Below are 14,927 nucleotides of genomic sequence, written 5' to 3'. Positions count from 1 at the left end.
AGAAAGTTAAAGTCATGGCCAATCCCATCCTGCGTCAGAAACTGGCTGCCCGTCAGTTTGTCACCGCCCCCGGCATCCAGGACATGATCAGTGCGGTCATTTCCAACAAGGTCGGCTTCGATGTCGTCTATGGCAGCGGCTATTGGACGGTGGCGTCGGCCTATGGCCTGCCGGATGCCGGCATCGCGTCGGTCACCCAGATGGTGGACCGCATGGCCACGCTGGTGCGCACCTGCAACGCCGCCGTGGTGGCCGATGCCGATACCGGCTTTGGCGGGCTGTTGAATGTGCACCATACGGTGCGCGCCTATGAACAGGCGGGCGTCACCGCCATTCAGATCGAAGATCAGGAATTCCCCAAGAAATGCGGCCACACGCCCGGCAAGCGGGTGATTCCGGCGGCAGACATGGCGGAGAAGATCCGCGTCGCCGTGGATGCCCGCCAGGATGAAAATTTCCTGATCATCGCCCGCACCGATGCCCGGCAGAGCGAGGGGCTGGAAGGTGTGCTGCACCGGATGAAGCTCTATGCCGAAGCCGGGGCCGACATCCTGTTCCCCGAAGCGCTGACCAGCGACGATGAGGCCCGTACTGTCACCGCCTCCGTCGATAAGCCGATGATGGCCAATATGGCCGATGGCGGCCTGACCCCAATCCGCGATGCCAAGACGCTGGAAAGCCTGGGCTACGCCATGTCCATCTTCCCGGCCATGAACAGCCTGGTGGCTGCCGCCGCCATGGAAAAGGCCATGGAGCACCTGAAGGCGACCGGCACCAGCCTGTCGCCCGAGATCCCCATGTTCAACTTCCGCGAATTCTGTTCCCTGATCGGGTTCGAGGATGTCTGGGCCTTTGAGAAAAAGTGGGCCAAGTGAAACAGAAAGGGCGCCCGCTGCGGCGCCCTTTTTTTAGAGCTGTTTTCGGTTGACCGAAAACAGCTCCGGCGGCGACTGCCGCCGCGCCGCATATGCGGCGTAGCCAAGCTGCGGATGCAGCGCCGGCGATTGAGGAAAACGAAATGTTAGAGCGTGTTTCCGGCCAACGGAAATACGCTCTAAAGATCAACGTTGTTGCGGTTCGATCTTCACCTGGTCCTTCAAGCCCCGGATCAGGATGTTGGGCAGGCGGCTGTTATCCCAATCCATTCCCTTGGGCGGATTATTGCCCAGGCGCAGGGCGATCAGGCCGGTCTGGGGGGAGATGAACACCGTCTGGCTGCCATTGCCATCGAACAGATAAAGATCACGATCCAGATAAGGTTCGCTGTGCAGGATGCTGGGGCCAGGGGCACCCGGCGCGCCAAAGCCCCGCCGTTCCACATAGGCACCGGCCAGCCAGACGCCCAGCCCGTAATGCGGGTTCTGCGGCGTGCCGGTGACCATCTGCTTCACATAGCCCGTGGGCAGCAGCCGCTTGCCATCAGCCACCCCATCATTCAGCAGCAGGATGGCCAGACGCAGCCACACTTCCGCCGGCACCATCATGCAGCAGCCGGAATGGGCCAGCCCGCCCACCCGGTTCACCCAGACCTGACCACCGGGCGCACCGACGGGGGCCAGCACCTCCTGCCCGACGAAATCGGCATAGCGGCGCCTGGATGCCCGCTCAATCACCAAGGCCACCAGTTCCGAGGTGGCATTGGAATAGCCATAGCGGCTGCCCGGTGCATCGGTCAGCGGGTAATCCTTGACGATGTAGCTGCCGTGATCGGTGCTGAGATAGGCGCGATTCCAGGGATGATCCGGATCGGCATTGAAGCCCTGTTCCAGAAAGCCGGTACGCATATCCAGCAGGTGGCGGATCAGCATCGCCGCTTTCGGCGTGCCCTGCCATTCGGTGACAAAATCCGCCACCGGCTGATCCAGTGATTTGATCAGCCCCATTTGCAGGGCCCGGCCGATGACGATGGCCGTCATCGGCTTGGAAAGTGATTTCGACGGCAGGGGGGTGGCGGCCTTTACACCATCGCCATAGATTTCCGCCTGCAGCTTGCCCTTGTGCCAGACGATAAAGGCGCTTGCCTTGCTGTCGGCCGCATAGGCGGCGGCATCGGCCAGGGCCGCATCACTGATCGTGCGTTGCGCGGCACTGGCCTGGGGCAGGGCGGTGATGCTGGCGGCACCGGGCACCGCCTCCAGCGGCTGATACAGCGTGTCCAGCGGGGCGCCGGTCAGCAGCTTTTCCAGCCGCTGTTTATAAATGGTTTCTGCGTCCTGAGCGGGAGCGGGGGAACTGGCCAACAGGCCGCAGCTCAGCAGCAGAATGGCCTTCAGACGATGCTTCATCACCCGTCCCTTGAAATATGGAAATAGCCCCGGCGCAGAATCTGCGCCGGGGTAAAGTCACCGGGAACCAAATGTGTACCCAACCTGGGCTCACGCTTTGCAGGCTAACCATTCACCCCGGTACCTGTCATTTGAAGCCCGATTTTTATCCACTGTGTGGCCAAATGGGGATGTGCTGATCGACCAGCCGGCCGATCAATCGTCAGATATCCCCATGGAGAGTGCCTGGAAACGGGTGCTGAAATTCCTAACGACTTTATGATCAGGAGGCATCCTTGACCCGAGTGCCCGGCCATAGCACCAAGGCCCGTCCGTTGGCCCGTAAGATCGCCATCCTTGCGCTGGCAATGTCGGCCCTGGGTGCCGTTTCGGGCGGGCTGGTCCAGGATGCAGCCGCTCAGACGGCTGACAAGGGTGAACGCCTGTTCATCCGCTGCAAGACCTGCCATGAGATCACAGCTGGCAAGCCGCACAAGGTCGGCCCCAATCTGCATGGCATGTTCGACCGCAAGGCGGGTACGGCAGAAGGTTTCAAATATTCCGATGCCATGCGTAACAGCGGTGTGGCCTGGAACGACCAGACTCTGGAAACCTGGCTGACCAAGCCGACCAGCCTGATCCAGGGCACCACCATGGCCTTTGTCGGTCTGCCGAACAAGGAAGACCGCGACGCGCTGATCGCCTATCTGCACAAGGCGACACAGTAATTTTCTGCCCGTTCCCGCCAGCAGGCGGGGGCAGGTACCCGCCATTGCTGGAAACAGCCGCGATCCGCGGCTGACCGGCGCCTCCAACGAACAGGGGGCGACGAACGGCACGTCATGCCGGCGCGTCGCCTGGATACCAGATAAGGATAAAAGGCCGATGATCAGAACGCAGGTGGTGGTCGCCGGTGCCGGCCCGGTGGGGACGGTGGCCGCATATTATCTGGCACAGCAAGGCATTGATGTGCTGGTGCTGGAAGCCGGCCCCGATTGCGCGCAGGATCTGCGCGCCTCCACCTTCCATCCGCCGACGCTGGAAATGCTGGATGAGCTGGGCATCACTCCCTTCCTGCTGGATAAGGGCCTGAAGGCACCGCTTTACCATTACCGCGACCGCCGCACGGGTGACGTGGTGGAATTCGATCTGAGCGAACTGTCGGATATCACCCGCTACCCCTATCGCCTGCAGTGCGAGCAATATCATCTGGCCCGCGCCCTGGCGGAAAAGCTGGAATCCCATCCAAAGGCGCAAGTGAAGTTCAGCAGCCGTCTGGTCTACCTGAACCAGGACGACACCGGTGTCGATCTGGCCTTTGAAACGCCGTTCGCCATTGAAAAGGTGCGGGCCGATTATGTGATCGGGGCCGATGGCGCCAATTCCGCCGTGCGCAAATGGCTGGGCATTGGGTTTGAGGGCTTCACCTACCCGGAGAAGTTCCTCTGCCTGTCGACCAAGGAACCGCTGGAAGAATATTTCCCCAATTTGGCCCATGTGAATTATGTGGCCGATCCGGAGGAATGGCTGGTGCTGCTGCGCGTGCCATCCGTCTGGCGCATCCTGCTGCCGGCCCAGCCGGATACGCCGGATGCGGAACTGACCTCTGACGAGAACCGCGACCGCGTGTTCCAGCGCCTGATCGGCAAGACCGGGGTGCAGACCTATCACCGCACCATCTATCGGATGCATCAGCGCGTGGCGGAAAGCTTCCGCCAGGGCCGCGCCTTCCTGGTGGGTGACAGCGCGCATCTGAACAACCCGCTGGGCGGGTTCGGCATGAACAGCGGCATCCATGATGCCTTCAACCTGTGCCAGCGCCTGACCAAGATCATCAAAAACGGCCCGGATGAGGAAAGCCTGGAGCAGTTCAGCCGCCAGCGCCGGGGGGCCGCCCGCAGCTTCGTGCAGGCCCAGACCATCCAGACCATGGAAATGATGAAGGCAAGTCAGGCCGAGGCCCAGGCCAAGCGCCGGGACGAACTGATCGCCACCCAAGCCGATCCGGCCAAGCGCCGCCAGTTCCTGCTGCGTCAGGCCATGTTCCAGAGCCTGGCCGACGCTGCCGCCATCGCTTGATCCCTCCCCAGAGGCAAAGGAATTTGATCATGGAAGTCAAAGGCAAGGATAATCGCGGCTGGCGCAAGCTGTTCGGCGTGCTGGGCCCCAGCACCAACACCACGGTGCAGCCCGATTATGACGATCTGCGCCCCGCCGGTGTGACCAACCATTACAGCCGCATCATCGTCGCCAATGCCCAGGCGATCAGCGACGAGACCTTTCTGGCTGGCACCCAGGCCATTGCCGACAACACCATCGATGCCGTGAAGTCGGTGATGACCTGCAACCCGGACTATCTGGTCATGGGCATGTCGGCCATCACCTTCTATGGCGGGGCCGAAGGGGCGCGCAAGTTCCACAAGCAGATCCATGAGATCAGCGGTGTGGAACTGTCCACCGGGTCGGAGTCGGTGGCCGCCGCCCTGGCCGCCTATGGCGGGATCAAGAAGGTGGCCTTCCTGTCGCCTTATTATCCGGTGGCGAATGAACAGGTGCGCAACTTCCTGTCTGATTATGGATATGAGACGGTGCGCGACGCGCCGCTGCGCTGCCCCACCTGGACCGCCATTGCCCAGGTCACCGACCAGAAGCTGCGCGAGACGCTGCGGTACCTGGATGGCGATGATGTGGATGCCATCATCCAGGTTGGTACCAACCTGTCCATGATGCGCTTTGCCGCCGCTGCCGAACTGGTGTTGGGCAAGCCGGTGATTGCCATCAATACGGCAACATACTGGCACGCCCTGCGCGCCAGCGGTATCCAGGACAAGGTTTATGGCTTCGGCCGCCTGCTTGAGGATTTCTGATCCATGTTGAGCTATGATTATGTGCCGATGCCCAAGCGCGGCCCCCTGCGCTGGCCCAACGGCAAGAAGGTCGCCCTGATCCTGACCTTCAATCTGGAAACCTGGGATCTGACCAAGGATACCGACAAACCCTATTATGCGGGCGGCCCGGCCATTCTGCCGGACGTGCTGCCGGGCGATACGCCGGATTTCCCCAATTTCACCTGGCGTGAATATGGCCAGCGCGTCGGCCTGTGGCGGCTGTATGAGCTGTTCGACGAACTGGGTGTCAAGGCAAGCTGCACCACCAACGCCGTGACCTTCGAGCGGCGCAGCGCCATGGTGGAAGCCTGCCTGGAACGCGGTTGGGAGTTGCTGGCCCATAATTACGAACAGGGCGAGCTGCTGACCAATTTCGCCAAGCAGCCGGAAAAGGAACGCGACATCATCCTGCGTTCCATTGAAATGTATGAGCGCAATGTCGGCCGCCGGCCGCTGGGCTGGCTGTCCTCCTCCCTGCGCGGCACGCTGAACACGGCCGGCATTCTGGCCGAACAGGGTTTCCTGTTCTATTGCGACATCATGAATGATGACCAGCCCTATCGGATCAAGACCGAGAATGGCCCGCTGGTTTCCGTGCCCTATTCCAACGAGCTGAACGACTTCACCCTGCTGACCCGCCGGGGCCTGACCACCGATGCTTTCCGCGATACGCTGATCGAGGAACTGTCGGTGCTGCACAAGGAAGGGGAGAAGACGGCGCGGCTGATGAATGTCGGCCTGCATCCGCATGTCTCCGGCCGCGCCTACCGTGTCCGGGCGATCCGGGAGTTTCTGGAATATGCCAAGAGCCTGGATGGGGTCTGGTGGCCGACGCGTGAAGAGTTGGCGCGCTGGTATCTGGCCAACAGCGAAGGCCATATGCCGGCTTGATCAGGGCAGGGGGCGGCGGGCTGGCCGCCCCCTTCGTTTTTTCAGGCCGGAATGAACCCGTTGCGTCGTGCCCAGGCCAGGTAGAGCGAGGGCCAGGCAGCGACCGGCTTGCCCACCGCCCCGCGCAGGCCGAAACCGTGGCCGCCCTCCTGAAAGAAATGCGCCTCCGCCAGCACGCCGGCGCGCTGCAGGGCCGCCAGCATCAGCAGGGAATTTTCCGGCGCCACCCCCTTATCGTCCAGCGCGTGCAGCAGGAAGCTGGGCGGTGTCTGCGTCGTGACCCCATTTTGCGGGGAATAGCGGGCCACCCGATCCGGGGCCGGATTGTGCCCCAGCATGTTATGGGCGGAACCGGTATGGGCCGATGGCGGCGCCAGCGTGATGACCGGATAGACCAGACAGGCATGGTCCGGGCGGGCGCTGACCGCATCGGCGGCATCCACCGGATCGTAAAGCTTTTCCTCATAACGGGTGGCAAGGCTGGCTGACAAATGCCCGCCGGCAGAAAACCCCATGACGCCGATGCGTCCCGGTGCCACGCCATAGGCCGGGGCATTATGACGGATCAGCCGCAGGGCCCGCTGTGCATCCTGCATTGGCGTATCCGGCCCACCGGCCCAACCATCGCCCGGCAGACGGTAAAGCAGCACGAAGACGGTAATGCCCTTTGCCGCCAGCAGCCGGGCGGTTTCAAACCCTTCCTTATCCATCACCACCCGCGCATAGCCCCCGCCAGGGATCAGCAACAGGGCCGATCCATTGGGCTTGGCGGGGCGGAATACGCTGAGCGTCGGTTGGGTGATGTGAAGTGCCGCCCGATCCTTCAGACCACCGGGTTTGGCCCGATCCTCCACCTGTTCCACCAGCCCCGGTACCGGTCCGCCCGGCGGGCGGGTGGGCCACAGTGGCAATATTTCTGCCGGGTCCGGCCCGGTCAGCGGGAAATCGGCCCCCGGTTCAGCCTGGGCATCCCGGCCCATGGTCCCGATAAGGGTGGCAGCAAGGGCCGTCATGCCCAACCAGCGGCGGCGATTGATCATAGGGTATCCTTCCCAGCGTGCTGATCGGTTTATCGCCGGTTGCGTCTGCCCCTGTCAAAGAGATGTATTGGCTATTGACACCGGTTTCCTTATGATCGCACCCTTAAGAGAAGACAAGGGCCGGCACAGGCCTACGCGTTGGGGAGGATATCGGGATGATCGACCGGGCGGATGACGCCTTTGGCCGGCGGGCCTTTTTGCGTGGTGCGGCCGCTACCCTTGCCACCGTCTGGGCCGGAACCGGTTGGGCGGCGGGGCAGGGCGCGCCCCTGGTGAAAACCACCTATGGCAAGCTGCGCGGGCGTACCCTGGACGGTATCCATCAGTTCAAGGGCATCCGCTATGGCGCTGATACCGGCCCGCGCCGTTTTCTGCCGCCGGCCCCGCCCCAGCCCTGGAAAGGCGTTCAGGAGGCACTGACATTCGGTACCGCCTGTCCGCAGGGCCGCATCAATGAAGCAACATCGGAAGATTGCCTGTTTTTGAATGTCTGGACGCCGGGGCTGGATGCGGCGCGCCGGCCGGTCATGGTCTATATCCATGGCGGGGCCTATGCCAGCGGCTCCGGCTCCAACCCGCTTTATGATGGCAGTAAGCTGGCCCGCCGGGGTGATGTGGTGGTGGTGACGCTGAACCACCGGCTGAACCTGTTTGGTTATCTTTCCCTGGGTCGGCTGGTGGGCGGCGATTATGCGGATTCCGGCAATGCGGGGATGCTGGATCTGGTGCTGGCGCTGCAATGGGTGCGGGATAATATCGCCGCTTTCGGGGGCGATCCGGGCCGGGTGATGCTGTTCGGCCAGTCTGGCGGCGGGGCCAAGATCGCCACCTTGATGGCCATGCCGGCCGCACGCGGCCTGTTCCACCGTGCCGCCACGATGAGCGGGCAGCAACTGACGGCCTCCGGCCCGTTGAACGCCGCCCGGCGGGCGGAAACCTATCTGGCCGCATTGGGCCTGACGCCGGATCGCGCGGCGGAGGTGGCCCGCCTGCCGGTGGAAAGGCTGGTGGCGGCCTTGAAAACCACCGACCCGGTGATCGGCAGCGGCGGGATTTATTTCGGCCCGGTGCTGGATGAACGCAGCCTGACGCGGCACCCGTTCTATCCCGACGCTCCGGCCCTTTCCGCCGATATCCCGATGATGATCGGCAATACCAAGGATGAAACCCGCAGCCTGATCGGCGGTGGGGAGCCGGATAGTTTCACCCTGACCTGGGAACAGCTGCCGGCCCGGCTGGCCAAACATATGCGGGTGGATATCTCCCCGGAAATAGTGGTGGCGGAATATCGCCGGCTTTACCCGGCCTACAGCCCCAGCGACGTGTTTTTCGCCGCCACCACCGCCGGCCGGTCCTGGCGTGGTGCGGTGGTGGAGGCGGAATTGCGTGCCCAGCAGGGTTCGCCCGTCTTTGCCTATCAATTGAATTGGGGCTCGCCCAAGGATGGCGGCAAATGGGGGGCCCCCCACACGCTGGATATTCCGCTGGTCTTCGGCACGTTGGACGCACCGGATTCCATCACCGGCACCGGCACCGGGGCCGATGCCGCTGCCGTCTCGCAGCAGATGATGGATGCCTTCATCGCCTTTGCCCGCAGCGGCAACCCCAACCATCCCGGCCTGCCGGCATGGCGCCCCTATCGGCTGGAGGGGCGGGAGACGATGCTGTTCGACGTCCGCCCCGAACTGGCCAGCGATCCGCGTGGGGCAGAACGTCAGCTTTTCGCCAAGGTGCCGTTCACTCAGCAAGGCACCTGAGGGGCGACGATTTTGCGCATGACACCGGTTACACTGGGTGGCATTCCGGTGGCATTGATTTGTCTGGCAATTGATCCTGCGACAGGGGACCGGCCTGCTTGGCGGTGTACTGGCGGGCAGGGGGGAGAAGTGCTTCATGCCCAATGTTGATCATGAACTGCCTGGCGTTTGGCGGATCGACCCACAGGATGATGTCGCCACTGCCCTGCGCCCACTGACCGCAGGGGAACGTGTAGCGGTCGGTGAAACACAGATTACGGTCGCCGCCGATATCGCCAAGGGGCACAAGCTGGCACTGCATCCCATCGCGGCCGGTGCGCCGGTACGCAAATATGGTTGGCCCATCGGGATTGCCACCGCCGCCATTGGGCCGGGGGAGCATGTTCACAGCCATAATGTGAAAACCGGCCTGGATGCCGAACTGGATTACCAATACCAGCCGGACCCGCCCTCGCCGGCGGTGGCGGGGGACTTGCCGACCTTCCAGGGTTACCGCCGCCCCGACGGGCGGGTGGGTACGCGCAATGAAATCTGGGTGCTGTGCACCGTGGGCTGTGTCGCCAATACGGCCCGGTTGATCGCAGAGGAAGGCAACCGTCGTTTCGCTGGTCGGGTGGATGGGGTCCATGCCTTCCCGCACCCGTTTGGCTGTTCGCAATTGGGCGATGATCTGGACCATACGCGGTCGGTGCTGGCCGCCCTGGCCCAGCATCCCAATGCCGGCGGCGTGTTGCTGGTGGGGCTGGGCTGTGAATCCAACCAGTTGGACCGGCTGCTGGCGGAGATGCCGCACCGTGATGCCGCCCGCCTGCGCGCCTTCGCCGCCCAGAAGGTGGGGGATGAACTGGAGGAGGGGCTGGCGGCGGTGGAAGAACTGGTCGCCATCGCGGAGGGGGACCACCGGGAGGCCTGCCCCCTGTCTGATCTGGTGTTGGGGTTGAAATGCGGCGGATCGGACGGGTTCAGCGGCCTGACGGCCAACCCGCTATTGGGCCGGGTGACAGACCGGTTGACGGCCGGTGGCGGCACGGCGGTGCTGACCGAAATCCCGGAGATTTTCGGCGCTGAAGAATTGTTGATGCGTCGTGCCGGCAGCCGGCAGGTGTTTGATGATCTGGTCGGCGTGGTGAATGGCTTCAAACGCTATTTCCTGGATCACAACCAGCCGGTGCATGAAAACCCCTCCCCCGGCAACAAGGCCGGCGGCATCACCACCCTGGAAGAAAAATCGCTGGGGGCTGTGCAAAAGGGTGGGCGGGCTACTGTCACCCAGGTGCTGCCCTATGGCGGCCGGGTCAGCGGGCCGGGCCTTGCCCTGCTGGAAGCGCCCGGCAATGACGCGGTTTCCTGCACCGCCCTGGTGGCGTCGGGTGCCACGCTGCTGCTGTTTACCACCGGGCGGGGCACGCCGCTGGGCTTCCCCGTGCCGACGCTGAAAATTGCCACCAACAGCGACCTTGCCAGCCGCAAGCCGCGCTGGATCGATTTCGATGCCGGAACGGTACTGTGCGCCGGCGGGATGGAGGCGGCAACCGACCGGTTGCTGGACCTGATTGCCGTTACCGCTAGCGGTGTACCGGCCCGGAATGAAACCAATGGCGAACGTGAAATCGCCTTGTGGAAAAGTGGGGTGACCTTATGAGCCGACTGACCGACACCAGCCTTGCCGGCTTGCCCGCTGCCGTCCGCCGTCCCGCCTATGACCGGGCAGCGGTCGGGATCGGCATTGTCCATATCGGCCCCGGCGCGTTCCACCGTGCCCATCAGGCCAGCTATATTGACAGTGTGCTGGAACAGGGGGGCGACTGGGCGCTCTCCGTCATTTCGCTCAACAGCCGCGATATTGCCGATGCGTTGACACCGCAACAGGGACTCTACACGCTGGCTACCTTGGGCGAAAAGGCGGAATACCGCGTCATCGGCGCAATTCGGGAGGTGCTGCACGCGCCATCCAGCCGGGCCGCCGTGCTGGCCCGGCTGGCCAATCCGGCCACCCGCATCGTCACCTGTACGGTGACGGAAAAGGGCTATTGCCTGAACGGCGCCGGCCTGCTGGATGCCGATCACCCCGCCATCCGCGCCGATCTGGCCAACCCGCAGGCCCCCACCAGCCTGATCGGCTGGCTGGTGGAGGGGTTGCGCCTGCGCCATGCCGATGGGCTGCCGCCCTTCACCGTGGTCAGTTGCGACAATCTTTCTGACAACGGCCGCAAACTGGGCCGGGCGCTGGTGGATTTTGCCGACCGGCTGGACCCCGCCCTGGCCCGCTGGATTGAGGCGGAAGGGGCCTTCCCCTGCACCATGGTGGACAGTATCACGCCGGCCACGGATGAGGCGCTGAAGGCCCGCGTTGCCGAGGCCTTGGGCGTGGCGGATGCCGCACCGGTACAGCGGGAACCCTTCACCCAATGGGTGGTGGAGGACCGGTTTTGCAATGGCCGCCCGGCCTTTGAAAGTGTCGGCGTGCAGATGACCAGCGATGTAGCCGCGTTCGAGCGCGCCAAGCTGCGCCTGCTGAACGGCCCGCATTCCAGCCTGGCCTATCTGGGCCTGCTGCTGGGGCTGGAAAGCGTGGCCGATGCTGTGGGGCATCCGTTGCTGTCCCGCTTTGTTGAGCGGTTGATGCGGGAGGATATTGCCCCCACGGTGCCGGCCCCGGATGGGTTCGATCTGGATGTCTATATCAGCGCCATTCTGGCCCGCTTTGCCAATCCGGGTATCCGGCATCTGCTGTCGCAAATCGCCTGGGATGGCTCGCAGAAACTGCCGGTGCGCCTGCTGGGCACCATTGCCGATACGCTGGCGCAGGGCAGGGCGGTGGATGCGCTCTGCCTGCCCGTGGCGGGCTGGCTGCATTTCCTGCGCCAGCGCGCCCAGCCGGGCCAGCCAAAGCTGGTCGATCCGCTGGCGGAACGGTTGCTGACCATTGCAGCCGGCACCAAGGGGGAGGCAGGCAGCGATGTCGCCGCCTTCCTGGCACTCGACGCGGTGTTCCCGCCTGCCCTGGCGGCGGATGCCCGCTTCCGGCGCGCGCTGGAAAGCGCCTATGCCGCCCTGGCACCGGGCGATGCGGCGGCGGTGGCGCGCGCGCTGGCAGGCTGAGGCGATGGATTGCTTTCGCCCAAGCCTCCCTATTACTATATGAGATTGAACCGCTAAGGCCGCCCGCAAGAGGTGGCCGGCGGTTCAGCCCAGGATCAGGAAACGGAAACCATGTCGGACAGCGATCTGTCGGCCCCCCAAGAGCGTACCGCCCCGGTGCCGAAACGCCGACCGACCATCAACGATATTGCCCGCATGGCGGAGGTATCGAAGAAAACGGTATCCCGCGTGATCAACGGTTCCTCCCTGGTCAGCGAGGAGACGCGCCAGCGCGTGAATGCCGCCATCGCGGAAAGCGGCTTTGTGCCAGACCCGCAGGCGCGCGGGCTGGCTTTTCGCCGCTCCTTCCTGATCGGGCTGATCTATGACAACCCGAACGCGCAAACCATTGTCATCTCGCAATATGGCATTCTCGACCGGCTGCGCGGGTCGGAATTTGAACTGGTGGTTTATCCCTGCGACCGGGGCAGCCCGTCGCTGTTCAACGATATCCGCGCCTTTGTGGAACGGCAGAAGCTGGCCGGCGTCGTGCTGCTGCCCCCGGTGTCAGAGAATGATGCCCTGGTGGCGATGCTGCGGGAACTGGGTTGCCCGCATGTCCGCATCGCCTCCGCCGCGCTGGATGAGCCGGCGCATATGGTCGCCTCCAACGACCGGATCGGCACGGCCCAGGCGGCCGCCCATCTGCTTGATCTGGGGCATAAGGAAATCGCCGTCATCACCGGGCCGGAAGGCTATCGCTCCGCGCGGGAGCGATTGGAAGGTTTCTGCGGTGAGTTGGATAAGCGGGGCATCACGCTGTCCCCTGATCATATCGTGCGCGGTGGTTACACTTTTGAGTCCGGTGTGGCGGCGGCCGAACGGCTGTTGAGCCTGGAGCCGCGACCGACTGCCATTTTCTCCTCCAATGATGAAATGGCGGCCGGGCTCTACCATGTTGCCTATCTGCGTGGGTTGCGCATCCCGGAAGACCTGTCGGTGATCGGCTTTGACGATACGCCGCTGGCATCGCGCATGTGGCCACCGCTGACCACGGTACGTTGGCCGATCCGGGACATGGGGCGCAGTGCGGCCGAATTGCTGCTGGATAACCAGGAAACCAAGCGCCGGCGCGCGGCCCCCGCCTATGAGGCGCGGCTGACCATCCGTTCATCGACGGCCCCCCCGAAAGGGTGAGGCGAACAGCGATTTCACATCCTGGTACGACCAGCATCAAATTACTTGCGACCGTCGTTGACACCGGTTACCATCGAAGCCTACAAGATGCCGGTGATCATTCTGGCAGAAGCTCCATCCCGGCATAACGGGGGGCGACAAGGGGGGATTTGCGGTGGCGAAAACGTTGCGCCTGCACCCGGAACGTCTGTTTCCGTCCGATCCGGCAGCTCGCGCGGTGGCCGCGCGGCTTTATGCCGAAATCCGTGACCTACCGATCATCAGCCCGCATGGCCATACAGACCCGGCCTGGTTTGCGGAAAATGCCGCCTGGACCGACCCCACATCGCTGCTGCTGGCACCAGACCATTATCTTTACCGGATGCTCTACAGCCAGGGGATTCCGCTGGAAAAGCTGGGTGTGCCCTCGCGCCAGGGGCCGAGCGGGGCGGACCCGCGGGAGGCCTGGCGGCTGTTCGCCAGCCATTTCCACCTGTTCCGCGGCACGCCTTCCTCCATCTGGCTGAACCATGTGTTCGGGGAAGTGTTCGGTTTCACCCAGGCCCTGTCGGCGGAAACAGCCGATGAATATTATGACGGCATCACTGCCGCCCTCGCCACCCCGGCCTTCCGGCCCCGCGCCCTGTTCGACCGGTTCCGCATCGCCCTGCTGGCCACCACCGAAGGGGCAGTGGACGAACTGCCCCATCACCGCGCCATGCGGGCGGAGGGCTGGCATGGCAATGTCGTGACCACCTATCGCCCCGATTCCGTTGTCGATCCTGAGCATGAGGAGTTCGCCGGGGCCCTGGCGCGCTTTGGGGAGATGACGGGGGAGGATGTGGAAAGCTGGGACGGCTATCTGCTTGCCCACCGCAAGCGCCGCGCTGATTTCATCGCCATGGGGGCGACCGCCAGCGACCATGGCCACCCCACCGCCGCCACGGCCGACTTGTCGCGCCCGGCGGTGGAAGCCCTGTTTGCCAAGGTTGTGGCCGGCAAGGCTGATGCCGCTGAGGCTGAACTTTTCCGTGCCCAGATGCTGACCGAAATGGCGCGGATGAGCCTGGATGACGGGCTGGTGATGCAGATCCATCCCGGTTCGTTCCGCAACCATAACCCACAGCTCTTCGCGGCTTATGGCCGTGACAAGGGTGCCGATATTCCGCGCCAGACCGAATATGTCCAGGCGCTGCGCCCACTATTGGGCGCGCATGGCAATGACCCGCGCCTGTCCATCATCCTGTTCACCCTGGATGAAACGGTCTATGCGCGTGAGCTGGCGCCGCTGGCCGGCCATTATCCATGCCTGACCCTGGGGCCGGCCTGGTGGTTCCATGACAGCCCTGAAGGGATGCGCCGCTTCCGGGAGCAGGTGACGGAAACCGCCGGCTTCTACAATACCGCCGGCTTCAACGATGATACCCGTGCCTTCCTCTCCATCCCCGCCCGCCACGATGTGGCCCGCCGGGTGGATTGCGCCTTCCTGGCGCGCTTGGTGACGGAACAGCGGCTGGATGAGGATGAGGCGGCAGAACTGGCCTTTGATCTGACCTGGACGCTGCCGCGCCGTGCCTATCGCCTGAATAATCTGCCTGCGGACCCACGCGGCTAAAACCTTCCTGGGGGGAGACATTCGATGTTTGAGAAGACGTTCCACGCCACGCATCCGGACAGCCTGGAAGCGGCGAATACGGGTGACCTGCGTAACCGCTATCTGGTGACGGGGATTTTCCAGCCGGGTCGGGTGGTGCTGAACTACTCCCATAATGAGCGTTTTGTCATCGGCGGGGCCGCCCCGGTGGATGGCGTTCTGGAATTGCCCACCCA

The 14,927-nt window shown here is 63.7% G+C and carries 12 protein-coding genes and 1 pseudogene; 11 read left to right on the top strand and 2 right to left on the bottom strand.

Features of this window, described 5'->3' with window-relative positions; translation table 11 throughout:
* Positions 1 to 14 precede the first annotated feature (14 nt).
* Positions 15 to 875, top strand: coding sequence for an oxaloacetate decarboxylase (locus CHB97_RS20410; protein WP_089289858.1), 861 nt, complete (start codon positions 15 to 17; stop codon positions 873 to 875).
* A 186-nt stretch (positions 876 to 1,061) separates the two neighbouring features.
* On the opposite strand, the gene CHB97_RS20405 is transcribed toward CHB97_RS20410, so the two are convergent.
* The gene (locus CHB97_RS20405) at positions 1,062 to 2,285 is read right to left on the bottom strand and encodes a serine hydrolase (RefSeq protein ID WP_089289857.1); all 1,224 of its coding nucleotides are present in this window, start codon (positions 2,283 to 2,285) and stop codon (positions 1,062 to 1,064) included.
* Positions 2,286 to 2,569: 284 nt separating this feature from the next.
* Here CHB97_RS20405 and CHB97_RS20400 point away from each other — a divergent pair, with 284 nt between their 5' ends.
* The 4 genes from CHB97_RS20400 (at position 2,570) to CHB97_RS20385 (ending at position 6,043) form a co-directional block, all read left to right on the top strand.
* Positions 2,570 to 2,992 carry a cytochrome c family protein gene (locus tag CHB97_RS20400; protein ID WP_244559638.1) on the top strand — a complete coding sequence of 141 codons (423 nt, stop codon included), beginning with the start codon at positions 2,570 to 2,572 and terminating at the stop codon, positions 2,990 to 2,992.
* A 157-nt stretch (positions 2,993 to 3,149) separates the two neighbouring features.
* Positions 3,150 to 4,343 carry an NAD(P)/FAD-dependent oxidoreductase gene (locus CHB97_RS20395; protein ID WP_089289856.1) on the top strand — a complete coding sequence of 398 codons (1,194 nt, stop codon included), beginning with the start codon at positions 3,150 to 3,152 and terminating at the stop codon, positions 4,341 to 4,343.
* A 29-nt stretch (positions 4,344 to 4,372) separates the two neighbouring features.
* Positions 4,373 to 5,131 carry an aspartate/glutamate racemase family protein gene (locus CHB97_RS20390; RefSeq protein ID WP_089289855.1) on the top strand — a complete coding sequence of 253 codons (759 nt, stop codon included), beginning with the start codon at positions 4,373 to 4,375 and terminating at the stop codon, positions 5,129 to 5,131.
* A 3-nt stretch (positions 5,132 to 5,134) separates the two neighbouring features.
* Positions 5,135 to 6,043 (top strand): polysaccharide deacetylase family protein, encoded by a 909-nt coding sequence (locus CHB97_RS20385; protein WP_200820046.1) that lies wholly within the window; start codon positions 5,135 to 5,137, stop codon positions 6,041 to 6,043.
* A gap of 41 nt (positions 6,044 to 6,084) precedes the next feature.
* Here the strand turns inward: CHB97_RS20385 and CHB97_RS20380 are convergent, their stop codons facing one another.
* Positions 6,085 to 7,083: an alpha/beta hydrolase gene (locus CHB97_RS20380; RefSeq protein ID WP_089289854.1), complete on the bottom strand. Its 999-nt coding sequence runs from the start codon at positions 7,081 to 7,083 to the stop codon at positions 6,085 to 6,087.
* A gap of 155 nt (positions 7,084 to 7,238) precedes the next feature.
* Here CHB97_RS20380 and CHB97_RS20375 point away from each other — a divergent pair, with 155 nt between their 5' ends.
* The 6 genes and pseudogenes from CHB97_RS20375 to CHB97_RS20350 all read left to right on the top strand — a co-directional run.
* Positions 7,239 to 8,840: a carboxylesterase/lipase family protein gene (locus CHB97_RS20375; RefSeq protein ID WP_089289853.1), complete on the top strand. Its 1,602-nt coding sequence runs from the start codon at positions 7,239 to 7,241 to the stop codon at positions 8,838 to 8,840.
* A gap of 136 nt (positions 8,841 to 8,976) precedes the next feature.
* Positions 8,977 to 10,482: a UxaA family hydrolase gene (locus tag CHB97_RS20370; RefSeq protein WP_089289852.1), complete on the top strand. Its 1,506-nt coding sequence runs from the start codon at positions 8,977 to 8,979 to the stop codon at positions 10,480 to 10,482.
* Positions 10,479 to 11,942: a mannitol dehydrogenase family protein gene (locus CHB97_RS20365; protein ID WP_089289851.1), complete on the top strand. Its 1,464-nt coding sequence runs from the start codon at positions 10,479 to 10,481 to the stop codon at positions 11,940 to 11,942. The genes CHB97_RS20370 and CHB97_RS20365 overlap by 4 nt, the downstream gene beginning before the upstream one ends.
* Before the next feature lie 111 nt (positions 11,943 to 12,053).
* A complete protein-coding gene (locus CHB97_RS20360; RefSeq protein WP_089289929.1) occupies positions 12,054 to 13,118 on the top strand; it encodes a LacI family DNA-binding transcriptional regulator in 1,065 nt (354 codons plus the stop codon).
* A gap of 154 nt (positions 13,119 to 13,272) precedes the next feature.
* A complete protein-coding gene (gene uxaC / locus CHB97_RS20355) occupies positions 13,273 to 14,712 on the top strand; it encodes a glucuronate isomerase (protein ID WP_089289850.1) in 1,440 nt (479 codons plus the stop codon).
* Positions 14,713 to 14,736: 24 nt separating this feature from the next.
* Positions 14,737 to 14,927 (top strand): annotated as a pseudogene (locus tag CHB97_RS20350) (5-dehydro-4-deoxy-D-glucuronate isomerase); the annotation flags it as partial.

It is taken from the genome of Azospirillum sp. RU38E (assembly GCF_900188385.1).
Taxonomy (GTDB): Bacteria; Pseudomonadota; Alphaproteobacteria; order Azospirillales; family Azospirillaceae; genus Niveispirillum.
Note: the sequence above shows the minus strand (reverse complement) of the source record. Positions and strands in the feature narration are given on the sequence as shown.